Genomic DNA, 24,169 nt, shown 5'->3' on the forward strand with positions numbered 1-24,169 from the left:
AATTTTATTATTTATCCTAAAACATCATGACAGAAACAATTATAAAGAAAAGCTTCTTTTCTAAAATTTTTACCACTCTAAAACAAGCCTTAAAAGGCGACGAATCTTTTGACTATACTTCTGGGAGTATCAAAAAAGCCGTAATTCTACTAGCCATTCCGATGGTTTTAGAAATGATGATGGAATCGGTTTTTGCTCTAGTCGATTTATATTTCGTTGGACATTTGGAACATAGCAGTTTTGCCATTCAAACAGTTGGTTTAACGGAGTCTGTATTGACAGTTATTTATTCTCTTGCAATCGGAATGAGTATGGCGGCAACCGCAGTTGTTGCGCGACGTATTGGAGAAAAAGATCCTGTTGCTGCAGCCAAAGCCGGAATGCAAGCCATTATAATTGCATTTGCTATTAATAGTATAATGAGCATTTTAGGAATTATATATGCAAAAGATATTTTGATTTTAATGGGTTCTTCTGTAGAATCTGCCCAACATGGTTTCCGATTTACTCAGATTATGATTGGTTCTAGTTTATGCATTATGCTTTTGTTCTTGATAAACGGAATTTTCCGTGGAGCAGGAAATGCAGCTATTGCCATGAAAAGTCTTTGGATTGCCAATATCTGTAATATTATTTTATGTCCGATATTAATTAACGGTTTCGGACCAATTCCCGCTTTTGGACTAGTTGGTGCAGCTTTGGCAACCACTATCGGAAGGAGTATCGGGGTTTTATATCAGGTTTATCATTTGTTTTTTGGAAACGGCATTTTAAAAATTAAGATTTCTTATTTTACTCCCGATTTTAAACAGATACGAGCTTTAGTAAAAATTGCAGCACCAGGAATTCTGCAATTTGTAATAGCATCTTGCAGCTGGATTTTCTTAGCACAATTAGTTGCGACAACGGGTGGCGATCACGGTTCTGCAGGTTATCAGACGGCTTTAAGAATTATGATGTTTTTCATACTTCCAGCTTGGGGATTGAGTAACGCAGCTGCGACTTTGGTCGGACAAAACTTAGGAGCTAAACAAATCGAACGTGCCGAAAAATCAGTTTATACAACAGCCAGGTATAATGTAATTTTCATGGCTTCGATTATGATTATTACTTTGGTTTTTGGACAATATATAATTTCTTTTTTCACGAATGACGAGCAAGTAAAAACCATTGCAATTGAAGCATTGCAGATTATTAGCATCGGTTTTATCTTCTACGGAATCGGAATGGTTTTGATCAATACATTTAACGGAGCAGGAGATACGTGGACACCAACGGGAATTAATTTCTTCGGGTTTTGGCTGTTCCAAATTCCACTGGCTTATGTATTAGCAAAGCATTTTAATATGGGACCAACAGGTGTTTTTATTGCTATTCCTGTTGCTGAAACTGCAATTACACTTGCTGGTATTTTCTTTTATAAAAGAGGAAAGTGGAAGAGAACTCAAGTATAAACTAAAAAGACCTTCAAATTTACACTGTTTCCAAAAGTTAAATATTTTACAAATGAACTTTTAAAATGTAGAATATTGTACATTTGCACGTACAACTAAAGGTACTATGAAATGAAAGCAATTACTATATCAACATTGAGAAAAAACATAAAGAACTATTTTGATGAAGTATCAGAATCCTCAGAGATAATTGTTGTTCCCCGAAATAGCGAGGAAGATGCTGTTGTAATAATTTCAATGAAAGAGTACAATTCAATATTAGAAACGCAACATTTACTTTCAACCAAAGCCAACAGAAAACGACTTTCTGAATCTATTGAACAAATGGAAAAAGGAAAATTGAAAATGTTTAATTTAGATGAATTATAGTTGACTAAATATGGATATTTATTTTACAAAAAATGGATGGGAAGATTTTGAATATTGGATTGAAAACGATACCGACACAGCATTAAAAATAAAAGAATTAATTAAGTCAATTAGAGAAAATCCGTTTAAGGGAATTGGAAAACCAGAACCCTTAAAACATGATTTAAAAAGTTTTTGGTCGAGAAGAATTAATGGAGAACATCGACTAGTTTATAAAGTTTCAGGAACGAGAGGAATCGATCAAAAATGTATTATTTTACAATGTCGTTTTCACTACGATGATTAATAAAAAATGCCTTCAATCGTGAAGGCATTTTTATTATTTTGAAATTTCGTCAAAGCTTCAAACTTTGACATTTTTTTTTATTTAAACAAACTCATATCCAGCATAAACCTCTTCAATTTCTTTCATAACAGCAAACAAATTCTCAGGTTCATCAGTAGTAACCAGTTTTTGTTTGTATTCTTTAAACGAATGAATTCCTTTGAAGTAATTGGTATAATGACGACGCATTTCAACAATTCCCAAACGCTCACCTTTCCATTCCATTGACCACATTAAGTGATTTCTCGCAGCTTCAACACGATCAATAACCGTTGGAGCAGGCAAGTGCTCGCCAGTTTTGAAATAGTGCTTGATTTCGTTAAAAATCCACGGATATCCAATTGCAGCACGGCCAATCATAATACCGTCAATTCCGTATTCATTTTTATATTTTAATGCTTTTTCAGGACTGTCGATATCGCCGTTTCCAAAAATAGGCATTGTAATTCTTGGGTTGTTCTTTACACGCGCAATGTGCGACCAGTCAGAATGACCTTTGTACATTTGAGCACGAGTTCTTGCGTGAATCGTTAAGGCTTGAACACCAATATCCTGCAGTCTTTCAGCAACTTCATCAATATTAATTGAGCTTTCATCCCAGCCCAAACGTGTTTTTACTGTAACAGGCAAATCAGTTCCTTTGATAACTGCTTTGGTTAAACGAACCATCAAATCAACATCTTTTAGAACTCCTGCACCTGCACCACGGCAAACTACTTTTTTTACCGGACAACCAAAATTGATATCCACTAAATCTGGTTTTACAGTAGAAACAATTTTAGAGGACATTTCCATCGCTTCTTCATCACCACCAAAAATCTGAATTCCAACAGGACGTTCGTAATCAAAAATATCCAGCTTCATTCGGCTTTTTATAGCGTCACGAATTAATCCTTCCGACGAAATAAATTCAGAGTACATCATGTCCGCCCCATGCGTTTTGCATAACCTGCGAAACGGCGGATCACTAACATCTTCCATCGGAGCTAGTAATAAAGGAAATTCGGGTAATTCTATGTTGCCAATCTTGACCATCTTCGTAATTTTTTGCAAAATTACAACATTTAGTTCAATTTGTACCAAATTGACGTTAAAGGTACAGAGTAACAAAGGATAAAGGTTTTACTTGTAAATATAATTTTACAATATTTTAATGAGCAACATAAGATTTATCTTAAATTATTATATATTTGATTTAGTACTAACAAGCCCCCAAATACCAATTAATCCTATGAAAAATCTAAAATTATTGATGATGTCATTTGTCGTTTTGACATTTTTTTCCTGTTCTGAGGAAACCATTAAACAAGATGCTGAGGTTGTTTCAACCACAAAAAGCACAAACACTACACAAAAAACTTTAGTTGAAGATTGTTCAAGCAAAACATTATTAGTTTCTGGAGATAATGCTTACAACTGCTTTGGACTTGCATTTTCATTAAGTGAAACACAGTATAAAACATCATTGGACAATGCAGAAATTTATAATCAGTTTATAAGTACTGATATTTTTGTAGAAGACAATAGTAGTAATGCATCTAAAGTTCTATATTGGAATAATAAGGAAGATTTTGATGCTAAAAGAGTTCAAGGAATTGATCATGCAGCAATTCTCTCTGATGCTGGAGGAAATATGGTTTATTCAAAACAAGGTTTAACAGGATTATATAAAAACTGTATAAGCTATTATTATTTATGGGAAAATATATCATCACCGCCACCACCTAACTACTTTTATCGAAAGTATGCTTTAAATCTTGCTTTAAATCCATACGAAACAAATCCACAAAGAAACGTACCATTTACTCTTTCTGTTGCTCATGATGCATCAGCTGTTTTAGAAGTGTCTTACAATTGGGAAATAGCAGCAGCAGATGCCGATTATTTGACAATTGTTAACAATGGTAGTAGCTGTACTTTAACGTTTAATGAATATGCTCCTAAAAGAGGTTATACAGTTACGTTAAAAGCACAACATCAAAGAGGAAAAATTTATGATCAAATTTCAGTTCCAAAAGAATTAACAAAAAGAGTTACCATTAATTTACAAGGAGATCCAACTCCATTACCAGTTCCGCTTACCGCAAGTTTTACAGGCTCTAGCTATGTAACACAAAGTTCAATGGGATCTTGGTCTGCGACAGCATCTGGAGGAACAGCACCATATTCTTATTATTGGTGGCTCAAACGACAACAAGATCCAGATTCATTTTACTTGCAAGTAGCAACAGGTTCTATTTTATATATGTCAACAAATACATCTGTGAAATCGACATACTATAATTTGTATGTAAGAGTTGTTGATGCCAATGGGCAGTCATTCACAACACAGCCAAAAGTAGTTCAGTCAACAGGGCCATTAGTACCTTTTGATCTCTAAAACACAAAAAGCCTAGTTTATTAAAACTAGGCTTTTTTTTATCTCTTAAACAGAAAGTTTATCTATAATCAAAAAATCGAATTGGTTTTCGGCTCATCGGATTAAAAACCAACGGATTCAAAACTTCTTTTGAAGCAAATTCTATTTTTGGAGTTACCCTTAATTTGGCTCTAAAATGATCTTTTATTTCCTGAAGAAATTCGGGAGTTTGATTTTTGGCAGCAATTTTAATCAGGATTTCGTCTGTGCCTAAATCGTTAGTTGAAATTTCAATCAAATGATTTTCAATATTATCAAAGCTGCTCAAAACATCGTTCATTGCCGGCGGATAAAGAGTTGTGCCTTTATATTTAATCATTTGTTTTTTACGGCCAACAACTGGACCAACACGTAAGGTGTTTCTTCCGCAAGCGCAAGGCTCATCATGAAACTGAACCATATCTCCAGTTTTAAAACGCAGAAGAGGCATCGCTTCAATTCCTAAAGTAGTAAATGTTAACTCGCCCGTTTCCCCGTTTTTTACTGGCTGATTATTTTCGTCCAAAACTTCTACAATGATTAATTCTGGGTGATGATGTCCGCCCTTTCCGTGTTCACATTCTGTAAAAGCGGTGCTCATTTCGGTAGAAGCATAAGTCGAAAACAACTTAATATTCCATTTATCGGTGATTTTTTTGGATAGAATATTCATTGAAAAATCTTGTTCTCTCAAAGACTCTCCAATGCAAATTGCGCCTTTTATGCTCGAGTTATTATAATCGATTCCGTGGGCTTCAGCGTATTCAATTAATTTCAAAAGGAAGGAAGGAACCGTAATTAAATAAGACGGATTGTATTTTAAAATAGAATCCCACTGCATTTCTGGAATTCCAGCACCAACACGAATTACGCCGACTTTCAGTTTTCTAAGTCCTAGAAAATAGGCAAGACCTGCCATAAATTTTCGGTCAATTGTGGTCATCAATTGTACAACATCTCCTTCTGCAATTCCGGCGCAAGCAAATGAGATCGCTTCATTATAAGCTAAACGATCCAAATCTGAATCAGTTAAACCGAAAGTAACGGGATCGCCTAAAGTTCCCGAAGTCGAAGCGTAATCTATAATTTTATGTTGCGGAACGCACAAAAAATCATCGTTATATTGCTGTAAATCTTCTTTGGTTGTAACAGGTAAATGCTGTAAATCTTCCAGTGTTTTTACTTTCGAAATATCAATATTTTGTCCTGCAAAAAGTCTTTTATAAAAAGGAGAATTCTCACTGATGTAAGCTAAAAGTTCGGCTAATTTTTTTTCTTGAAAAATTTTAATCTCTTCTAAAGAATCTTTTTCTATTGCTGGAATCATTGTAATTTTCTTTTGACTTTTTTTAAATATTTTTCAATCTCTTCTTTTTGAGGAACTGTCGTGATTTCATGACTTAAAGCCTTTTCAAAATTAAGCTTTGCCTGAAGAAATTCCTTTTTTTGGTAAAAGTACAATCCTGCCTTATAATATACAACCCAATAATTAGGGTTTAACGCTTGATAATTCTGAAGAAACTCGGGAGAAACGTTTTTTTTCTTTTCTAAAATCGAATCTATTTTATGATCTTCAATTTTAAATTTTTTAAAATTCTGAAAAGCGGTCGTTTCTAAGAAAGGATCTTTGGCAATATTCAAACTTTCGTTCTGAAAAGATTTTGTTGCACTGTGGTTTTTACCAAAAATCGAATCTAAATCATAACAGATAAATTCACCCAATTGAAAGGGATTTGCGGAAACCCAGACTAATTTTTCTTTTGGTTTAAAGATAATTCCGTGATGCGCCAGTAACTGATTGAGTGCTTTTTCATTTCCATATCCTAAAGCAATATTTTGTAAACCGTCTTTATTTCGAAGAATTTCTGATGCAATTTCAGGATTTACTTTTGAATTCTCAGCCAGTAATTCCTGCATTCTTTCCAATCGATATTCAGAATGGCTGTTTGCAATTTGTTCCAGATTTCGTTTATCAGCTGCAAAAGCATCACCTTGAAAATGATTGGAACAAATGATTTGATCGCTGTTTGGAACATCATAAACATCCATTTTATTTGGTGAAACTTCTATTAAAATGGCTTTGTTATCATTGGCACTTCCCACCATAATGGATTCAGAAACAAATACTTTTCTTTTTTTTGCAATAGCAATAGCTTCATCTAAATTTTTGGCGTGTTGCAAAATTTCGCGTGTCAGAATTGAAATCGGAGTTTTCGCGCTAAGCGGAATCTTAGATTTGGAAGCATTTATTGTAACAGTCAATCCTTCGTAATTCATTCCAGAAACCGCTCCGATCATTCCTGGCCAAGTTACCATCATAAACGGATATCCTTCTTTTGGTTTGATAAAGGCGGCGATTTTATTTTCCGCGAAAGCGTCATTCACATAAAAATCAAAATTTCGTGCCAGAATTAAATTTCCATCTTCCGATTTTTCGTTCCAAGCCGCAAAAGAAGAACATCCCACCAAAGCCAAATCCTGTAACGCATGCCCAATATCATGAGCGGCATGTAAATATAAACTGCGCTGATATTGCGGTGCTATATTATCAAAGTCATTCGAAGTATATTGCGAAATGCCATAAATTTCAGTTTGATATTCGTCTGGAACATTCAAGTATAATTTTCGATTGTACCATTTTAAAAAATGGCGAAGCATTTTCTGCTGGAATTTTGACGGAATTAAATCGGTTATTTTGGAGAAAAAAATACGCTGCTGTTTTTGCAATAGAGAATCAGTTAAAGCACCGGTTGAAAGTCCAATTTCGAGTGGATCGCCTTCTACATACAGTTCCCAAAGACCTTGTTTATTTTTTAAAAGCGAATTTTTTCCAGAGAGAAAGATACTATCTGATATTTTTTCAACAACAGGTTTTGTCGAATTAAAAGCAGTGATATCGGGTATATGTTTTTTTGATTTTGAAGTGCCGCAGGAACCCATCAAGCTTAAAAAACCGATAAGGAAGAAATAAAAAATTCGGCTTTTCATGATTCAATTATTCAGATGCTTTTTTAATTTTTGCCAGCAGATATTCTTTTCCTACAATTTCAGAGCAAGTTATGACCGCTCCAACCGTAACACCCAAGACACCATGCATATTAATACTTTGGCCTGTAAGATAAAGATTTTCTACCTTAGTTTTAGCAGGAATCATAGTTTTCATCGGATTATTTGAATCTTTAACATATCCGTACATATTTCCACTGTCTCCACCAATATAATCACGATAAGAAAGCGGGGTAGAAGTATGAACCGATTTTATACAGTCTTTAATTCCAGGAAATTTCTTTTCAACTTCTTCTAAAAATTTTGCCGCTTTTTTAGCTTTGAATTCGTCATAACTTTCCCCTCTATCATTCTCTTCAAAAGTGGTGTTAAAAGTATTTTCCCAAACTTTGACATCATCATATTTCATATAAGTCAAAAACGTCATTCCGTCTGCCCATTCTTCATTTTTTTTCGAAGGATTCATAGAAGCCATAAAGGTTTTTGGCCATGAATTTTCGTCATAATCATAAGAACTCCAAACATCATCAGTACTTTTAAAATGGTAATAATTATGATTAATGTATTTAAAAGTTTTGGGCTTAAAAACGATATACAAACTGAAAGCAGAGAGTACGCTTTCAAGATTTTGAATTCTATTGAAAAACGGTTTTCTGAAATTTTCCTGACCCGCCATTTTCAAAGTCGTTTTTGGTTCGATGTTTGAAATAAAATACGTTCCAGAAACTTCAGTTCCGTCTTTCATTTTAACCGAATTTACCTTTTGGTTTTCGACTTCAATTTTGGTGACTTCTTTGTGTTTGAAAAACTCGCCGCCATATTTTTTTAATTGTTTCAGCAGTTGTTTGGTAATCTGACTTCCGCCATTTACGCATCGCCATGAACTTTCGATATACGAGTTGACTACAAGCGCATGAACGTAAAAAGGCGATTTATCTGGAATTCCAGCATATAGAAAATTGGATCCCGCGAGAACAGCTTTTAGTTTTTCATTTTTAGTAAAAGAATCGATGGTTTCTTTCGCGTTAAGCGCTAAAATTTCATCATCATATTTTCCTTCCGATTCTAGATTGTAAAGCGGAAATGCTTTGCAGACCTCCTTTATCTTTTGACAGTAGTTCCAGAGGTTTTCTTTTTCTTCGGGAAAGTAATTGGTTAATTGTTGAATGAAATTTTCGAAACCTTGTGCGTGCGGATATTCGGTTTGATCTTTATCAAAAGAAATAATATCAAAACCATTTTCGTCTAGTTTTTTCAGATTCAAATGATCCATTATTCCAATATATTTGAAATATTGATGAAGATTCTGGCCTTCGCCTAAACCTCCAATATAATGAATTCCCGTATCAAAAATGGTTTTATCTCTTACGAAAGTCTGAAGATTTCCGCCATATTGATTGTTTTTTTCGAGTACACAAACGCTGTAGCCTTCTTTCGCCAGAATTACCGCAGAAACCAATCCGCCTAAACCGCTGCCAATTATGACTACATCGTATTGTTTTTTCATTCTTTTTTATTTAAAACGAGCAAAGCATTTTCTTCAGAAACAATTTCAAAATTCTCAAACTGATTTTTCAAACGAGAACAATTGACTAAAATTATAGTAGAAACATTAGAAATTACTTTTTCGATTTCATTGTTATAACTTTCATCAGAAATTAAAAGCAAATCAAAATGAGTTTCAAGCACTGATTCTAGTTTATCGAGATAAACTATTTTTCTCTTTGTAACTATATAATTGGTTTTGGCAACCAGCAATTTTTCTTGATCATTTATAAAAGAAAATATTTTTCGCTGTGGTTCTTGTAATGCCAGTAAAACATCCAGCTGTCCGTAATCATTTCCTAAATGCAGTACTTTTGCTTTTGGCGCAATGTGTTTGTTTAAATTATAATAGACTTCCAGATTCTGTTTTAAATCTTTTTTTACATTATTTCCAATTTCGATTTCTTTATAATCGTAACTGTTGATTAGCATTGTTTTAAAATAATCCGGACCTTCAAGTTTTTGTCTTATTTTACGATATTCACCTTTAAAGAACGAACTGATTTGTTTGGTTCTTTCGGTATAATTAGTTCCAAATGAAAGATTATCAGGAGCAATTCTTTCTAAAATGGTAACTGTCAATTTTCCGTGATGAATGACAAAATCACCTTTTGGAATTAACTCCGAAGCACCGTGAATGACCACAGGAACAATATCAATTTTAAATTCTTCAGCCAAGAAAAAAGCACCTTTATGGAATCGTTTTACAACATTATTTTCGGAACGCGTTCCTTCAGGAAAAACCATTAGCGAATATCCCTGTTGTATTTTTTTTCGTAAATGTTCAACTCCGCCTTCTAAACCTTCAGAAACAGGATAAAATCCAGCTTTTCTCACCACACCGCCAAAAATAGGGGAGTTGTAAACCCAGTCGCTTACCAAGAAAATAATTTTTGGGCTCAGCATTCCAATGGCTAAAATGTCTAGAAAGGAAGAATGATTGGCAATAATTACGGCTGGTTTTTCGAAAGTTTCATTGAAATTATTAACGATTTTTTTACGAATAAAAGGATTGGAATACAATACCGATTTCATGAATTTTGAAATCACATATCGGAACGCTTTCATTTTTGATTTTTTGCTGAAAGGCAAAATCGGCATAATGGTAAAACTGAAAATCGACATTACGATTCCGCCCAAACCATAATAGGCAAACGAAATTACGCCATGAATAAAAGTTCGCAATTGAAAAGCCGGATTTCCTTTTTTAGGGCGATTCGATAAAAACAGCTTGAATAGAATCGGATAGAAAATGAACGTAATAATCAATGCGGCAAAAACCCCAATTAGGGAAACCAATGAAATGGAAGTAAGCGCAGGGTGTTTGGCAAAAATCATTGCACCAATTCCTAAGATCGTCGTGATAACGGCTAGAATAATCGAGGTTCTGTAAATGGCAATTTCGTTAACGCCGGTCGAATATTCTTTTTGTAATGCGCTCGTCATAAAAATACTAAAATCGACTCCGTGACCAAAAATCAAAGTACAGACAATCATACTGAAAATATTCATTTGAATGCCAAAAATGCCCATAATTCCTGCGGTTACAATTCCTGTTAGAGCAATTGGAATACAGCTGATTATAACCAATTCGATTCTTCGGAAAAAGAAAAACAGAATCAAGATTACGGCAACAAATGAATAATTGACAAGTGAATTGAAATCGGTTTTTAAAGTACTGAAAAACGTTTCGTTCATCTGCTGACGGTCAATTGCAATTATGTTTTCTTTTGCCGAAGCAGATTTTACAAAAACATTACGCTGTTCTGGCGATACTTTTACTAAGGTTGAAACCGTATAAAAGCCATTTTTTTCGGTTATAAATTCTTGTAATTGAAGCGCTTTAATCTTTAAAAAATCAGCTGCAGCAACAGGTTTAAACTCAAAATTTAAATGATCAAAAAACAGATCGTAAGTTGAAGGTTTAAAACCAAGTTTTGATCCTTCATTAATTAATTCGGATTTTATGAATTGTTTTTTCTGTGAAGTCCAAAATGAATTCCATTTATTAATTTTTTCAATTTGTTCTTTTTGCGAAAGTACAATACCGCCAACTGAACTGAAATTTAAAATTTTATCCTGCTGTTTTTCTTTAGATAAATCTTCAAAAAGCTTACTGTTATGTTGCAAAGCTTCTTCCATACTTTTTCCGTACGAAGCGACATAAATAGTTTTAGAAGTTAAACTCGTGCTTTCTTCCAATTGTTTTTCGGCAGCTTTGATTTCTTTGGGAATAAAATTCAGTTGCGATAAATCATTATTGAAGCCCACATCATTATAGGTAAAACAACAGATAATGGTAATGATAACACAAAGTCCAATTAAAATTTTATTGTTGTGAAAAGAAAAATGTGCCATTTTATCAATCACATTTTTCTTGTGTTCTGCCGGATTTTCTTTTGGATTATATAAATGAGGAACAATCAAAAGGGAGAAAATAGCCGAAGCCATAACGATAACAGCAGCGAAAATTCCGAGATCATTCAGCGCATCAGATTTTACAAAAAGCAGACATAAAAACGCCACGGCAGTTGTAGAGCTACTCATAATAACGGGCATTGTAATGTCTTTGTACAACGTTTTTACATCGCTATTATGTTTGTAATGTGTGAGAATATGAATAGAATAATCAATCGTAATTCCCAATAAGATAGAACCAATTCCTAATGAAATTGCCGAAATCTGTTCTTTAACGAAATATAAAAATGCCACAGCAAACAAGCCGCCAAAAACGGTTGGCAGAAAAATAATAAGCGGAATTAAGACTTTTCGATAAAACAAAATCAAAATCAGCATTAAAGTAAACATCGCGATTGATGTTGTCAAAATAATATCTCCTTTAATCTGATTGGCATTGGCAACAGCGATTAAAGCAGAACCAAAATAACTGATAGAAGTTTTTCCTTTAAATTGTGTATTTATATTTTCTTGAATCGATTTCAGTTTTTCAGCAAAAATCGTATTCTTTTCTGTTTCGCTCGAAGGAATATTAGAAGTGATAAAAAGCAGCAATTTCTTTTTATCCTTCGTCATTACAAAACCATTTTCGAGTGTAAAATCGTCTCCAATATTTAATTGCTGTAATTTTTTTAAAGCGATAAATGAAATCCCAAACGGATCTTGCAAAATAAAATCTTTGGTAACAAATCCAGAAGGAGAAATAATTGACTTGTAATTTCCTTGAACGGTTGCTGCAATACTATCTTTTTGGAGCTTCTTTTCAATAGCTTTATAATCGTTATCATCTAGAAAAAGAGGTAGATTATTGTAAACAAAATCTATGGTTTCCTGAATATTTTCTTCGTCAATTTTTCCTTGAATTCCTGTTATGTAAGGTTTGCAGGATTTAGAAACGCTATCTGAAAATATAGTTGCCATTTCTTTCAAATCCTCAGCGGAGCCATTTTTATCCAAGCTGAAAATTACGGTAGTTTTATCGGCAAAGTTTAATTGTTTTAAAACTTTGGCGGTAACATCGGTTTTGTCGTTGGTTGGGATAAGTTTGGTAATGTCTTCTTCAAACTTTAATCTTGAAGCAAAAAATCCAAAAACTAAAAGCATCAAAACAGCCAAAAAAACCGAAAGCGATTTTCTTCGATTTACAAATAAATGAATGGCATAAAAGTACTGATGCATGGTTTAGGTTTAAAATTTTTTTTGCAACGAATTTCACTAATTTCCACGAATTAATTTGTGCTAATTCGTGAATTCGTGGCGAAAATAAATAAATTTTATTTGATGCGTTTTTTACTAAAAGCCGTTAAAAGTAAATAACTAATAAGACCAACTGATAGTGCTGAAACGGTTGCTAAAATAAGACTTCCGACGATATATTGTGCAGCATTTTTTTGAATATCATCAAATGTCATCGAACTATCTAAAATTAGTGGGGCATCGCTGGAAACAAAAAAGCTTCCTACTTTCAAAGAACCGTAAATAATAAAGGGTATAAAAGGCGGAAAACTCACATTAGAAGTTAAATATGCGATTACTTTGTTCAGCCTAAAAATCGCGGCAAAAGTAAAAAGCAAAATAGTCTGGAATCCCCAAAAAGGAGAAAGTCCGATAAAAATTCCCAAAGCAATAGCAGCCGATTTTTTAAAATTAGAATCGTTGCTTTCTAAAATATCTTCTAGAAAGAATTTTTTAAAACCTTTTTTTTTTGCTCTTCTAAAGAAATCTCGAGGCTTAATATATAACAAAGCATTGGTTACCAAAACCGTATTCAAAATACTGATTCGGGTAAAATCTCGAAATGGACGGAAATGCGAAACTCTTTCTGCAGGATCGTATAAAACCTGAATCGGAATATTTTTAACTACAATTCCTTTCCAAGCAGCGCGTACGATAACTTCGATTTCAAATTCAAATTTATTGGTATAAAATCGTTTTGGCAGTAATCGAAGCGGATACAATCTAAATCCAGATTGTGTGTCGTCTAGTTTAATTCCAGTTTCAAACTTGAACCAGAAATTAGAAAACTTGTTACCAAAACTACTTTTCTTCGGAACATTTTCCTGAGTCATATTGCGGCTTCCAATCAAGAGAGTGTTTGGCTCATCTTGAATTGCTTCCAAGAAAACAGGAATATCTGCTGCAAAATGCTGTCCGTCAGAATCGATTGTAATGGCATATTCAAAATCCAATTCAAGCGCTTTTCTAAATCCGTTTCTCAGTGCTCGTCCTTTTCCTAAATTTTGAGGATGGTGAATTTGAGTCAGTTGCGAATATGATTTTAGAATTTCGCTCGTAGAATCGGTTGAACCGTCATTGATAATAATGACATTTGTGGTGAAATCTAAGATAGAATCCAATACTTTTTTCAGCGTTTTTTGATTATTGTACGTGGGTACAATAACGCAAAAGTTGGTCGAACTAAGTAATTCTTGTTGTGATTTCATGAGGTGTTTTTGAGCTTACTTCACGAATTGTTTCTCTTTTTCAGAGAAACTTTTAGATTGTAAAACAAAGTCTTTAAGATAATCTTTCAATGCCGCACCTTGAGATGCATAATATGTGGTTATGAATTTTTTATCTTCTTTAATGTTTTTCTTGTAGCCCGTAATACCAGGAACATCTTCCTGAACGCTTAATCGGATCATTCGCATTTCTATATTACTTGGATCACTTTTTATTGTTGCTTCAAGCAATTTTGCGCCTTCTTTAAAACGCTCAATTTTTTCACCTAATTTCTTTTCAAATTTAGAATCTACTAAAATAGAAGCAGCTTTGTAAGCTACTAAAATTTTATCATCATTACTTGAAACACCCGAAAGTTTGGCTACAAAGTCTTTGGCATTGCTTTCTGATTTTGCCACATCAGAATACATTTTGCGGATTGAAGCCAAATCTGGCGTTCCAGCAAAACTTACCCATAAAAATAATGTCAGTAATAGTTTCATAATTATATTTTTTTGTACACATTACTCAATTTAAGAGCAGTTGTGTCGTTAAAGTAAGTCGTGTTTTTCACTTTTACTAAACCGTCTTCAGTAGTTGTAACGTCCAATTCCAATCGTAATTCTGGAGTAGCTTCTGGATTAATCAGTGCCATGAATTTTACATTTGCCAAAGACTGGATCATCAGCGAACTTTTGGTAATTGATTCTGTAAGTTCTTTGATAATCTGAATCATACAAACACCAGGCATAATTGGATTTCCAGGGAAATGTCCTTTAAAAACCTCATGTTTTTCGTTGACTAAAATTGTAACAATATATTTTGAATCAGATACTTTTTCTTCTGATACTATTTTATAAAAATCTTGTAAAATCATATTTTTTATTTTCCAAATGAATAGGAAACCCCTAACTGAAAATTAATATTGGTGTTATAATCTCCAAACAAATAATGGTTATTGGAGTCATTTTGATAATAATCGCTGCTTAAAACATCTAGCAGACCTTTTTTAAATCGAGCTTCAAATGTCACACCTGAAGGCAGGGCATAAGCAACTCCTAAAACAAGGCCAAGATCATTTTGTGCTTTTCTAACCGCAAGATTATCATTCAATAAAATATCTAATGTTGGTCCTGCTTGAAACTGAATTCCTTGTGGCAGAGTAAATTTATTTATTACAGAAAGAGACAAATAGTTTATGTCAAGATCTAAATGCTCAACTTTATTTGTCTGTGTGTTTTCATCAAAATAATTTCGCGCAACATTATTAGAACCTTGTCTGCTGTAATTAATTTCAGGCTGAAGGGAATAAATTCTTGTTATCTTAATTTCCGTAAAACCACCAGCATAAAAATCAGTTTTATAATCGGCATGCATTTCAGAAATAGTCGAAAAACTAAATCCAGCTCTTAAACCTGGTTTAACTGATACTTGGGCTTGTATGTTGAATACTGTAAAAAAGACAGCAATTAAAAGTACTATTTTTTTACTCATGCTTTTTTATTTTGTCTTGAACGTATAGCTAATTCCAATCTGAAAAACCTGATTTAAGATTGCATCGTTAGTGTAATATCCATCATTATTATAATAATCATAGCCATAAATATCAACCAATCCTTGTTTAATTCTTGCTTCAAAAGTTAGTCCGTTTGGCAATGTGTAACCAACACCTCCAACTATTGCAAGGTCAAAATCTTCAGGATTAGAATTGATATAATTATCACCAACTTTTACATCTAAAGACGGACCTGCCAATATATGAAAGCCTCCTCCATTAAAATTAAACTTTGCAACAGCTCCAAACGTTATATAATTCAGTTCATAATTTACATTACGATAACTGCCGTTGTCAAAATATTCTCTTCCTTCATCACCTTGTCTTGAGTAAGTTATCTCAGGTTGTAAAGTGAAAAATTTATTAAATTTAATATCTATTAATCCACCAACATAGAAATCTGTCTTAGAACTGTTATCATCTATATTTGTTAATGTCGATACATTTAAACCTCCTCTAAGTCCAGGACTTACTTTTACCTGAGCTTCTGCTTGGATTCCGATTAATAAAACAAATGCAAGTACAACAAAATTTCTCATTTCTAATTGATTTAAAGTTTAGGATTAGTTTAAGTTTTTATTCTGATTTGAAATAATTCAGCTCAATTTTCAATTTAATATTCTGATGGATTATCTGAATCTTTTCCGCAAAAATATTGTTTTCTGAACTGAAAAGCAGGGTAAATTTTTCTTTTGTTTGAGAAGCATGGACGATCTTTTCTAATTTCTGATCTTTTTTGGAGATAAAAATATAATTGTCGCGCTTGCCATCTGCCGATTTATAAATGTCATCCGATTCGTTTTCAAATTGCTCTTGAATCTGATATTCTTTTTTTAAAAGCAGACGAAAATCTTCTTTTAAAGTATTAATCAAGATTTTTCGATCTAATTCTGATACAATTGAGTTGACTTTAAAATCGGTTTCAGATATTTCAAAATCCATTAATTTATTTCCGAATTCTGTCGTAAAAACAATTCGGTGTGTGGTGTCGTTTATTTTTTTAGCGATAAAAATTCCCGACAATTCATTTCCGTAAACACTAATATTGGTTTTATAAACATAATCTGTTTTGGAATCTGAAAAATACGGAACCGTATAAGACGTTTTGTCCAATTTTTTAGGCGTATAATTTTTTGTGACCGAGCCACAAGAAACCAATATAAAAGCCAGAAAGCAATTAATTAGTAAAAACTGAATCGTCGATTTTTGCATTGATCACTTTATTTTTAAGTACAATTCTAGTATAATCTTCAGATGATTCTAACAATTTTACTTGAACCACAGTTGCTTCTTCTTTATCAAAAGTCAGTTCTATTTGTTTGATGTATTTTTTCAAAGTCGCATCTTTCGGAACAAATTTCGCTAGATTCTGACCTTTCAGTTTAAAATAGGAAATTGTAAATTCTTTGTCGTCAAACATATTACCACTCACACTTCCCACAATTAATTTATTGATTCTTGCGAAGATTTTGCTGTTTCCAATATCAACCGCGCTTTTCTTTCCTTCATCGTTAATTAGGATTTTTCCATTTTTAAAAGTAATGCTGTAATTGTACGGTTTTTTGTATTGCCATTGCAGAAGTGCAGGTTCTTTAAAAACCATTTTTCCCGAAGTTTCAATGTCTTTAGATAAAAAATCTAAATGTTTGTATTGAACGAAATCGGTACTTAAAGTTTTGATTTTTTTGGCCACAACATTTACATCTTGCTTAAAAGAAGCAATTTCGGCATCGGTCATTTTTTGTTCCTGCGCGAACAAACCACTTGAAATAAATAGAATTAGTAATGCTATTTTAGTTTTCATATTTTTCAAAAATGTGCTTTAATTTGTTTGCCACTGATTAAAAAGATTCACACAGATTATTTTATTGAATAAAAATCCGTTTTTATCCGCGTCTTCGCGATAGCGAATCTGTTTCATCCGAGTTCAATTTCCATAAGCTCTAAGATTCAAAAGTTCTTCAATCGAAATCACTTCATAACTGTTTTGCTCTAAAAATTGCAAAAACTGTTCCAGTACCAAAACAGAGTGTTTTCCTGTATCGTGCAAAAGTACGATTCCGCCAGGAGAAATATGCTTAATTAGCCAATTGAAAATTAAGTCTTGATTTTTAGTTCCTCCGTCAAGCGAACGAATATTCCACCCGATTGTTTTATGTCCGGTTACATTTAAAGCTCTTCTTATCGAAGGAGTTGTAACTCCATAAGGCGGACGGAAAAAGTTTATTTTTTTGGAAGTATATTTTTCTAGAAGTTCATCCGTTTTCTGAATTTCTTCTCGGATTTGTTTGGCATTATAAAAATCAAAAAACTTTGAATGGCTGTAGGAATGGTTGCCAACTAAATGCCCTTCTTCAATAATTTGTTTGATAATTTTAGGATGTTTTTCGATATTTTTTCCAATGCAGAAAAAAGTAGCTTTGGAATTGTATTTTTTCAGAAGTGCTAAAACTTCTAAGGTAAATTCACTTGGACCATCATCAAAAGTTAAAGCAATTTTTTTTTGAGTTTCTAATGGATTGCTGCAAAAAGCTTTTACATGATAATTGGATGAAATTCTCGCAGAACCAACGGCATTTATTCCCAGCCAAAGAAAAATTACAGCAAAAAAACACCATATATTTATCGCTATATAAAAGTTTACAAGAAACATTAAAAGCAATAAAAAGATAAAAAATATCGAGATGTTTTTATGCGTTATCATTTTGATAGTAACGTAAAACTATGATTTTTCCCGTTTAATTGATTGTACAATAAAATCGTTTTATAAGATGGTTTTGAAACCGAATTCACTTTTACAATTTCCGGAATTTCTTGTGTTTTTAAAATTTTAGCCGCCATCCAAAATGCAAAAGCAGAAGCCGTATCATATTCGCCGCTCAAATGTTTGTAATACAAAACAGGCGTTTGTGTAAAAGCGTTTTCAGTCAGATTTCTGTAGTAATTTTCGAAAGCTGCGTTTCCATCAAAGCCTAAAACCAATGCATCAACATCTGAAATTTCTAAATTATGAGATTTTAGAAAAGATTTAATTTCAGTTTCAATTTCGTTTTCTTCCAGCGTATTTACAATCGCAATATCCAGAAGTTCAGCGTATGTGTTTTCTTTTCTTTCGTTTTCTAAAACAAAAAAACTAGCACCTTCGCCATAAACTGCACCACTTGTTGTAGAAGTTAAAACATCATAAGGAGCTGTATTGTCTGCTTTAATACGGCCGTTTAATTTAAAAAGAGCGGTTGTATATTCACCGTTTTCATCAACACCGCCCACCAAAATTGAATTGGCTTCGTCTTCTTCAATCTGCATTTTAGCATCCAAAAGAGCCGATTCAAAAGAAACTGCTCCATTTACATACGTAAAATTATAACCTTTACATTGCTGTAAAAGGGCAATCTGTGCGCCAACCGTATTGTGCGTCGATTGAATAAAAGAAGTTGGCGTTAAAAATTCTTCTTTATTGTCGAGAATGCTTTTCAGGAATTTTTCAGAATCTTCAATACATCCTAAACCAGTTCCGGTAATAATGGCGTCAACGTTTTCAACATTCGCATCTTTCATGGCTAGGGCAGAAGCTACAATTCCGTTTTTTACACCTTTTGCCATGCGTCGGCTTGCAGCAGGCGAAATATATTCTTTGTATGCCGGCGGAACAATCGCCAGTACATTTTCATCATGATTGACAATGGCTTCTTCTAAAAAAACAGTATCAAATGTTTTTTGAGTCGAAATACAGCCTACTCCATTTATATATGTTTTTTTCATTAGCTTTTTGAAAATATAAGGGTTGAACAATTTCCTCCAAAACCAAAAGAGTTAGATAAAACGTGTTCGATATTTTTATTTTTTAAGGAAGTCTGAGGTGTCAAATCGAATTCTTCCATCTGCGTTTCAAAATTCAAATTTGGATAAACGACATTATTTTGGATTGCCAAAACACTATAAACCGCTTCAATCGCAGCCGCAGCCGCTAAAGTGTGTCCTGTAAAAGGTTTTGTCGAGCTAAAATCGGGAACTGTTTCATTTTCGTAAATTCGGCGTAAAGCTCTTCCTTCAGATAAATCGTTATTTGGCGTTGCTGTCCCGTGAACGTTGATGTAATCAATTTCAGAAGGTTTTAATCCCGAAACTTCAAACGCTTTTTTCATAGCGAGAAAAGCACCGTCTCCATTTTCAGAAGAAGCAGTTTGGTGAAAAGCATCGTTTGCATTTCCGTAACCGGAAACTCTTGCCAACACTTTTTTATTTTGTTTCTCGACAATCTCATCCGATTCTAAAACCAAAAAAGCAGCAGCTTCTCCTAGGTTTAATCCTTTTCTGTTATTGTCAAAAGGTTTGTTGTAATCGTCAGATAAAATCATCAAAGTCTTAAATCCGTTGATGGTGAATTTAGACAAAGCATCAGCTCCGCCCACAATAACACGGTCCAATTTTCCAGTTTTGATTAATCTCGCACCCAGCATAATCGAATTTGCTGCAGAAGAACAAGCGGTGCTGATCGTAGAAACCATTCCTTTTAAACCCAGTTCTTCGGCAATTTTATCTGCAACATCGCCGCCGTCGTGACACGCAATATATTTTACGAGTTCCGGTTTCTCGAAATAATCGTAATAATGCTTCTCCGTCATGTCCATTCCGCCCACGCTTGTAGCCGAAATAAGTCCCGTTCTAAATTCGTTAATTGAGGTTATGCCGGCATTTTCAACAGCTTGTTTTGCTGCCAAAGTACCAATCATAGCGGTTCTCGAAAAATTATTATCGCTGTTTAAGTTCAATTCGGCGATGAGATCATCGTTGGTTTTTTTGATTTCACCCACTTTAATAACATCTGCATGAACTGTAGAAATATTGGAGATACGGGAAATCCCGATTTTATTTTCGATTAACGAATGATAATTCTCTTCAACCGAATTTCCGATTGAAGAAATAATTCCCATTCCCGTTATTGCAACACCTTTTGCCATTTTAGATTTTAGATTTATGATTTTAGACTATGGATTCTAAATGTTTCTTTCTAAGAAATCTAAAATCTAAAGTCTAAAATCTAAAATTTATTTAGTTCTATTCGCGCTAATGTAAGCAGCCATAGTTTCGATAGACTGGAAAATTGTTTTTCCTTCTTTCGGATCTACTAATTTAATTCCGTAGTCTTTATCTAAAATCACGATCAATTCAAGCGCATCAATCGAGTCTAAACCTAAACCGTCTCCAAACAAAGGATCGTTATCAGCAATGTCTTCGATTGTGATATCTTCAAGGTTAAGAGTCGTAATGATTTTATTTTTTAATTCTTCTTTTAATGCTTCCATGATTATTTATTATATAATGTATTGATAGTTTCGTTTGTATATTTTTCGTTTTCTTCCTTGCTGATCGTGCAAAGAAAAGCCTTATAATTATCATTAAAAAATTCAACCCAGCCACAAAGAACTGTATCCGCTTTATTTGTGTTTAACAAAATCCCCGAATAGTTCCACAAAAACTCAGAATTGAAAGCATCAAATATAAAGAAAGAATTTTCACTTTTTAGCTGATGGCGGATACTTATTTCGCCCAAACATATATTTGGCAACGTATAAACAAAAACCGCCGGACTTGGAAAATAGTTTTCTTTGTCTGAAATCGATTCCTGATATTTTACATCGGTATCTAAACTTGAAGATTTATTGGCCAAAACCAAAGCAATATTATTTTCCTCTTCATTTGAAGTGATCGGACTCAAAAGCAATTCTGATCCTAAAAAAGCCAGTTTGCTCAAAGCATCCATTTTGAAAAACTTTGGATATTGCATTTCAAAATTACGGTACGCTTGTTTGGCAAAATCTGCAAAATCGGTTGGGTCTATTTTGAACACAGATTTTCCATTGAGAACAATTTCGTTGTTTTCGATTTGGATATAGGATTGTATGTATGTTTTTTGAGTCATTTTGTTTTTAGTATAAATTGAAAATCTATACAATATAAATGGTTACATTTTCCATTGGTTTTGTAAAGCTTCTAATTTTGGTATTAAGCACGAATTGGATTCATTGGTTTCCGAAACAAAGATTTTGATTTTATCATTTTCTTTTTTTTCATTAATAATTGAATAATCTGAAGTATTAGATTTTCCAAAGATCTTTTTTCCGTCAGATCCGATATAATAATAATTAATCGAAACTTTTTGCGCGATATTGAATAATGGAATTCCAGAATTTAAAATAATAGAAATTATATTTGCGTCTTTTACAATACCATTTTTATATAAATTATATTCTCTCAAAGAAGGTTTTAGTGTAATCAATAAAAATGTCGCCCCAACTATAAAAAAGATAAAAGGGAGTAAATAAAAGATATAAAAAGGAAAAGTAAAAGGCTCCAAACCACTAATTTTTGATTGATTTTCAAACATTTTAATTTTAATCTCATCTCCAATTTTTATATTCTGAGTCTTATCAAAATCCATTGTCTGAAATTTATCAGAAACAATTTTGCCATTAGTTGTATATTGATAATTAAATAATAAAGGATGTTCCCCATTTATGGAAACATTTTTAATCGATTTAATATTTATTATTCTTGCTTTTTGTTCCAAACCATATTTCTTTATTTCATCTAGATTATATTTTTGATAAGGATCAAGAGTAAGTTCTGAAATAAAAAATACAAATGGAAATAGTATGAATAAAGAAGAAAATGTAAAAATAAATCCCATCAAAGAAATTGGCCCTTTTGATTTGATTAATTTTATTAGAATGGAAAATGGAACTTCTCTTTTTTTCATATTTTTCTTTTATTTTATCTTTTCAAAAACCACAGCCGTATTACAACCTCCAAATCCAGAAGCTGTTTTTAAAAAATAATCAATATTCGCCTCCTCATTTTTCTCAATCACATTAATATTTTCGCTTACCCCAATTTCATCAAAACCTTTCGATTCAAAAAGTATATTTTGATTGGCTGATTCTATTGCAATTACTGTTTCCAACAATCCCGAAGCGCCTAATGTATGCCCATAAAATCCTTTTAGACTATTTACAGGAACATTTTGTAAGCCCAAACGGCTGAGTGCAATGGCTTCCATTTCGTCGTTAAATGGAGTTGCGGTTCCGTGTGCTGAAATATAATCTAATTTATTAGCTTCGATTTGAGCTTCTTTCAAAGCATTTTGAATACTTCTAAACAAACCTTCGCCCGTTCTTGAAGGCCCAGAAATATGATTCGCATCGTTTATCGAACTGTCTCCAATTACTTTTATTTTTGCATTTTTGGCTTCCGCCGAAATTAAAACAGCTGCCGTTGCTTCGCCTAAACTTACTCCTGTTCTATTTTTAGAATATGGTTTACATGGCAGATCGCTCATTGCCTGAAATGCATTAAATCCAGACAAAACAAATTCTGAAACTTCATCGCCGGCAACAACAAAAACATTGTCATAAAGTTCAGACTGAATCATTCTTTTAGCAATTGAAACGGCTAAAATTCCAGAAACGCAGGCATTTGAAACTACGATTGGCTGTGTTTGAAATTGGAAAAAATCCGCAACATTTTTTGCTAAAACATCTAAATGTGCATTATTAAAACTTTCTTCAGAATTGTTTTTTAGAGCCGTAACATTTCCTTTTGTAGTAGAAAGAATAAAAGCCGTTTTTGAATTGAATTCAACTCCAGCATTTTTGATAATCGGATCTAAAGCCAAAATCATCAATTTCTCTAAACGGGAATATTGGGTTTCAGTACTGATTTTTGCAAAAGCACTGTTTATTTTTTCATCAGAAATGATTGAAGCATAAAACGGATTAGGCATCAAAGAAATATCATTTTGAAGCTGAATGCCAGAATCACCACGAAGAATCGTTTCGATATTGGACTCAACATCAAAACCTAACGGCGTGATACAATTTGTTTCGGTAATGTATATTTCTCTTAACATTTTATGATTTTATTTCTCCTACAAGGTTTCCAAATCCTTATAGGCATAGAATTTAAGCACAAACCTATTTGGATTGTGTTTTGCTTTTTTAAGTTATTTGATATAAATGAACTATTAAATTATGTTCATGACTGTAAAACACATATATTTTTTTATCGCATGAATCTTCACAAAATGGATAGGTTTCTATTTCGGTTACAAATATCATCTTATTACCACTTGGATCGTTTGGTGTTGCATCTCCTTGCCACCATTCCGGTTCTCCACCAATTTTTATATTAGCTATATTGAATTGTTTTCCAGTATTTAAAAACTCATTTTTTGAGTCTTCAAATTTTTCCTTTGTTTCAATTTGATATTTTTTCCAATCATCTGTTACATCAAAATAGCCTAAGTCAGTATCAAAGTCATATTTTCCGTTGGTAATTGTAAACGAAATCATTGTGTCATTACAATATTCAGTGAAATATTTTACAGTTTCTCCGTTATAAGGATCTTCATTAAATTGTATAACATGAAAAAATCCTTCCCAATTTTCATTAATTAATGATTTTGGAATTGAAACGACGGGCATAAATATTTCTGAATGTCTATCTGTTATCTTGTTAAAAGCATCTTCCAATTTTGGAAACAAGATTAATTGATTGGGCATAATATTATTTTTTCGACTACTGTTTTTTATTTTATACCTAAAAGGTTTTAAAAACTT

General features: G+C 33.0%; 24 protein-coding genes. 4 read left to right on the forward strand and 20 right to left on the reverse strand.

Annotated features, from left to right (window positions below; translation table 11 throughout):
* Nucleotides 1–26: 26 nt before the first annotated feature.
* From M0M44_RS05535 to M0M44_RS05545, 3 genes are all read left to right on the forward strand, one after another.
* Nucleotides 27–1,454, forward strand: a complete 1,428-nt coding sequence (locus M0M44_RS05535) for an MATE family efflux transporter (RefSeq protein WP_248728873.1) — start codon at nt 27–29, stop codon at nt 1,452–1,454.
* 111 nt (nt 1,455–1,565) lie between these two features.
* Entirely contained in the window at nt 1,566–1,823 is a 258-nt protein-coding gene (locus M0M44_RS05540) for a type II toxin-antitoxin system Phd/YefM family antitoxin (protein WP_248728874.1), read from the forward strand.
* A 10-nt stretch (nt 1,824–1,833) separates the two neighbouring features.
* Nucleotides 1,834–2,109, forward strand: a complete 276-nt coding sequence (locus tag M0M44_RS05545; protein ID WP_248728875.1) for a Txe/YoeB family addiction module toxin — start codon at nt 1,834–1,836, stop codon at nt 2,107–2,109.
* An 81-nt stretch (nt 2,110–2,190) separates the two neighbouring features.
* On the opposite strand, the gene dusB is transcribed toward M0M44_RS05545, so the two are convergent.
* The gene (gene dusB, locus M0M44_RS05550) at nt 2,191–3,183 is read right to left on the reverse strand and encodes a tRNA dihydrouridine synthase DusB (RefSeq protein WP_248728876.1); all 993 of its coding nucleotides are present in this window, start codon (nt 3,181–3,183) and stop codon (nt 2,191–2,193) included.
* A 196-nt stretch (nt 3,184–3,379) separates the two neighbouring features.
* Here dusB and M0M44_RS05555 point away from each other — a divergent pair, with 196 nt between their 5' ends.
* Nucleotides 3,380–4,528: a hypothetical protein gene (locus tag M0M44_RS05555; protein WP_248728877.1), complete on the forward strand. Its 1,149-nt coding sequence runs from the start codon at nt 3,380–3,382 to the stop codon at nt 4,526–4,528.
* 58 nt (nt 4,529–4,586) lie between these two features.
* On the opposite strand, the gene flxY is transcribed toward M0M44_RS05555, so the two are convergent.
* The 19 genes from flxY to M0M44_RS05650 form a co-directional block, all read right to left on the reverse strand.
* Nucleotides 4,587–5,873 (reverse strand): flexirubin biosynthesis putative acyl-CoA ligase FlxY, encoded by a 1,287-nt coding sequence (flxY, locus tag M0M44_RS05560; RefSeq protein ID WP_248728878.1) that lies wholly within the window; start codon nt 5,871–5,873, stop codon nt 4,587–4,589.
* Entirely contained in the window at nt 5,870–7,534 is a 1,665-nt protein-coding gene (locus tag M0M44_RS05565; RefSeq protein WP_248728879.1) for a C45 family autoproteolytic acyltransferase/hydrolase, read from the reverse strand. Before M0M44_RS05565 ends, flxY begins: the two co-directional genes overlap by 4 nt.
* Before the next feature lie 7 nt (nt 7,535–7,541).
* Nucleotides 7,542–9,059 carry a phytoene desaturase family protein gene (locus tag M0M44_RS05570; RefSeq protein ID WP_248728880.1) on the reverse strand — a complete coding sequence of 506 codons (1,518 nt, stop codon included), beginning with the start codon at nt 9,057–9,059 and terminating at the stop codon, nt 7,542–7,544.
* On the reverse strand, nt 9,056–12,733 hold the full coding sequence (locus tag M0M44_RS05575) for a 1-acyl-sn-glycerol-3-phosphate acyltransferase (protein WP_248728881.1): 3,678 nt from the start codon (nt 12,731–12,733) through the stop codon (nt 9,056–9,058). The genes M0M44_RS05570 and M0M44_RS05575 overlap by 4 nt, the downstream gene beginning before the upstream one ends.
* A gap of 95 nt (nt 12,734–12,828) precedes the next feature.
* The gene (locus M0M44_RS05580) at nt 12,829–13,998 is read right to left on the reverse strand and encodes a DUF2062 domain-containing protein (RefSeq protein WP_248728882.1); all 1,170 of its coding nucleotides are present in this window, start codon (nt 13,996–13,998) and stop codon (nt 12,829–12,831) included.
* Nucleotides 13,999–14,013: 15 nt separating this feature from the next.
* Nucleotides 14,014–14,499, reverse strand: coding sequence for a hypothetical protein (locus M0M44_RS05585; protein WP_248728883.1), 486 nt, complete (start codon nt 14,497–14,499; stop codon nt 14,014–14,016).
* Nucleotides 14,500–14,501: 2 nt separating this feature from the next.
* Entirely contained in the window at nt 14,502–14,873 is a 372-nt protein-coding gene (locus tag M0M44_RS05590; protein ID WP_248728884.1) for an ApeI family dehydratase, read from the reverse strand.
* A gap of 5 nt (nt 14,874–14,878) precedes the next feature.
* Complete coding sequence (locus M0M44_RS05595; protein WP_248728885.1) at nt 14,879–15,490, reverse strand: outer membrane beta-barrel protein; 612 nt, start codon at nt 15,488–15,490, stop codon at nt 14,879–14,881.
* A 6-nt stretch (nt 15,491–15,496) separates the two neighbouring features.
* Complete coding sequence (locus M0M44_RS05600; protein ID WP_248728886.1) at nt 15,497–16,090, reverse strand: porin family protein; 594 nt, start codon at nt 16,088–16,090, stop codon at nt 15,497–15,499.
* Nucleotides 16,091–16,127: 37 nt separating this feature from the next.
* The gene (lolB2, locus tag M0M44_RS05605; protein WP_248728887.1) at nt 16,128–16,763 is read right to left on the reverse strand and encodes a flexirubin biosynthesis protein LolB2; all 636 of its coding nucleotides are present in this window, start codon (nt 16,761–16,763) and stop codon (nt 16,128–16,130) included.
* On the reverse strand, nt 16,729–17,355 hold the full coding sequence (gene lolA2 / locus M0M44_RS05610) for a flexirubin biosynthesis/transport protein LolA2 (protein ID WP_248728888.1): 627 nt from the start codon (nt 17,353–17,355) through the stop codon (nt 16,729–16,731). The genes lolB2 and lolA2 overlap by 35 nt, the downstream gene beginning before the upstream one ends.
* Nucleotides 17,356–17,478: 123 nt before the next feature.
* Complete coding sequence (locus M0M44_RS05615; RefSeq protein WP_248728889.1) at nt 17,479–18,255, reverse strand: polysaccharide deacetylase family protein; 777 nt, start codon at nt 18,253–18,255, stop codon at nt 17,479–17,481.
* Nucleotides 18,252–19,313, reverse strand: a complete 1,062-nt coding sequence (locus tag M0M44_RS05620; protein ID WP_248728890.1) for a beta-ketoacyl synthase N-terminal-like domain-containing protein — start codon at nt 19,311–19,313, stop codon at nt 18,252–18,254. The genes M0M44_RS05615 and M0M44_RS05620 overlap by 4 nt, the downstream gene beginning before the upstream one ends.
* Nucleotides 19,313–20,512 (reverse strand): beta-ketoacyl-[acyl-carrier-protein] synthase family protein, encoded by a 1,200-nt coding sequence (locus M0M44_RS05625; RefSeq protein WP_248728891.1) that lies wholly within the window; start codon nt 20,510–20,512, stop codon nt 19,313–19,315. The genes M0M44_RS05620 and M0M44_RS05625 overlap by 1 nt, the downstream gene beginning before the upstream one ends.
* Before the next feature lie 87 nt (nt 20,513–20,599).
* Complete coding sequence (locus M0M44_RS05630; protein ID WP_012023174.1) at nt 20,600–20,857, reverse strand: phosphopantetheine-binding protein; 258 nt, start codon at nt 20,855–20,857, stop codon at nt 20,600–20,602.
* Between the two features lie 2 nt (nt 20,858–20,859).
* Entirely contained in the window at nt 20,860–21,474 is a 615-nt protein-coding gene (locus tag M0M44_RS05635) for a beta-ketoacyl-[acyl-carrier-protein] synthase family protein (protein WP_248728892.1), read from the reverse strand.
* A gap of 42 nt (nt 21,475–21,516) precedes the next feature.
* On the reverse strand, nt 21,517–22,311 hold the full coding sequence (locus M0M44_RS05640; protein WP_248728893.1) for a hypothetical protein: 795 nt from the start codon (nt 22,309–22,311) through the stop codon (nt 21,517–21,519).
* Nucleotides 22,312–22,320: 9 nt separating this feature from the next.
* Nucleotides 22,321–23,460, reverse strand: coding sequence for a beta-ketoacyl synthase N-terminal-like domain-containing protein (locus tag M0M44_RS05645; RefSeq protein ID WP_248728894.1), 1,140 nt, complete (start codon nt 23,458–23,460; stop codon nt 22,321–22,323).
* Nucleotides 23,461–23,548: 88 nt separating this feature from the next.
* Nucleotides 23,549–24,112, reverse strand: a complete 564-nt coding sequence (locus M0M44_RS05650) for a hypothetical protein (RefSeq protein WP_248728895.1) — start codon at nt 24,110–24,112, stop codon at nt 23,549–23,551.
* Between the last annotated feature and the right edge of the window lie 57 nt (nt 24,113–24,169).

It is taken from the genome of Flavobacterium humidisoli (genome assembly GCF_023272795.1).
GTDB classification, from domain to species: domain Bacteria; phylum Bacteroidota; class Bacteroidia; order Flavobacteriales; family Flavobacteriaceae; genus Flavobacterium; species Flavobacterium humidisoli.

Excerpts from the sequence above, each read along its gene's own strand:
- M0M44_RS05535 (WP_248728873.1), top strand. The coding sequence starts at position 27 with ATGACAGAAACAATTATAAAGAAAAGCTTCTTTTCTAAAATTTTTACC.
- M0M44_RS05570 (WP_248728880.1), bottom strand. The coding sequence starts at position 9,059 with ATGAAAAAACAATACGATGTAGTCATAATTGGCAGCGGTTTAGGCGGA.
- M0M44_RS05585 (WP_248728883.1), bottom strand. The coding sequence starts at position 14,499 with ATGAAACTATTACTGACATTATTTTTATGGGTAAGTTTTGCTGGAACG.
- M0M44_RS05590 (WP_248728884.1), bottom strand. The coding sequence starts at position 14,873 with ATGATTTTACAAGATTTTTATAAAATAGTATCAGAAGAAAAAGTATCT.
- dusB (WP_248728876.1), bottom strand. The coding sequence starts at position 3,183 with ATGGTCAAGATTGGCAACATAGAATTACCCGAATTTCCTTTATTACTA.
- M0M44_RS05595 (WP_248728885.1), bottom strand. The coding sequence starts at position 15,490 with ATGAGTAAAAAAATAGTACTTTTAATTGCTGTCTTTTTTACAGTATTC.
- lolA2 (WP_248728888.1), bottom strand. The coding sequence starts at position 17,355 with ATGAAAACTAAAATAGCATTACTAATTCTATTTATTTCAAGTGGTTTG.
- M0M44_RS05640 (WP_248728893.1), bottom strand. The coding sequence starts at position 22,311 with ATGAAAAAAAGAGAAGTTCCATTTTCCATTCTAATAAAATTAATCAAA.
- M0M44_RS05630 (WP_012023174.1), bottom strand. The coding sequence starts at position 20,857 with ATGGAAGCATTAAAAGAAGAATTAAAAAATAAAATCATTACGACTCTT.
- M0M44_RS05545 (WP_248728875.1), top strand. The coding sequence starts at position 1,834 with ATGGATATTTATTTTACAAAAAATGGATGGGAAGATTTTGAATATTGG.
- flxY (WP_248728878.1), bottom strand. The coding sequence starts at position 5,873 with ATGATTCCAGCAATAGAAAAAGATTCTTTAGAAGAGATTAAAATTTTT.
- M0M44_RS05575 (WP_248728881.1), bottom strand. The coding sequence starts at position 12,733 with ATGCATCAGTACTTTTATGCCATTCATTTATTTGTAAATCGAAGAAAA.
- M0M44_RS05540 (WP_248728874.1), top strand. The coding sequence starts at position 1,566 with ATGAAAGCAATTACTATATCAACATTGAGAAAAAACATAAAGAACTAT.
- M0M44_RS05650 (WP_248728895.1), bottom strand. The coding sequence starts at position 24,112 with ATGCCCAATCAATTAATCTTGTTTCCAAAATTGGAAGATGCTTTTAAC.
- M0M44_RS05620 (WP_248728890.1), bottom strand. The coding sequence starts at position 19,313 with ATGAAAAAAACATATATAAATGGAGTAGGCTGTATTTCGACTCAAAAA.
- M0M44_RS05600 (WP_248728886.1), bottom strand. The coding sequence starts at position 16,090 with ATGAGAAATTTTGTTGTACTTGCATTTGTTTTATTAATCGGAATCCAA.
- M0M44_RS05555 (WP_248728877.1), top strand. The coding sequence starts at position 3,380 with ATGAAAAATCTAAAATTATTGATGATGTCATTTGTCGTTTTGACATTT.
- M0M44_RS05645 (WP_248728894.1), bottom strand. The coding sequence starts at position 23,460 with ATGTTAAGAGAAATATACATTACCGAAACAAATTGTATCACGCCGTTA.
- M0M44_RS05635 (WP_248728892.1), bottom strand. The coding sequence starts at position 21,474 with ATGACTCAAAAAACATACATACAATCCTATATCCAAATCGAAAACAAC.
- M0M44_RS05625 (WP_248728891.1), bottom strand. The coding sequence starts at position 20,512 with ATGGCAAAAGGTGTTGCAATAACGGGAATGGGAATTATTTCTTCAATC.
- M0M44_RS05580 (WP_248728882.1), bottom strand. The coding sequence starts at position 13,998 with ATGAAATCACAACAAGAATTACTTAGTTCGACCAACTTTTGCGTTATT.
- M0M44_RS05565 (WP_248728879.1), bottom strand. The coding sequence starts at position 7,534 with ATGAAAAGCCGAATTTTTTATTTCTTCCTTATCGGTTTTTTAAGCTTG.
- lolB2 (WP_248728887.1), bottom strand. The coding sequence starts at position 16,763 with ATGCAAAAATCGACGATTCAGTTTTTACTAATTAATTGCTTTCTGGCT.
- M0M44_RS05615 (WP_248728889.1), bottom strand. The coding sequence starts at position 18,255 with ATGATAACGCATAAAAACATCTCGATATTTTTTATCTTTTTATTGCTT.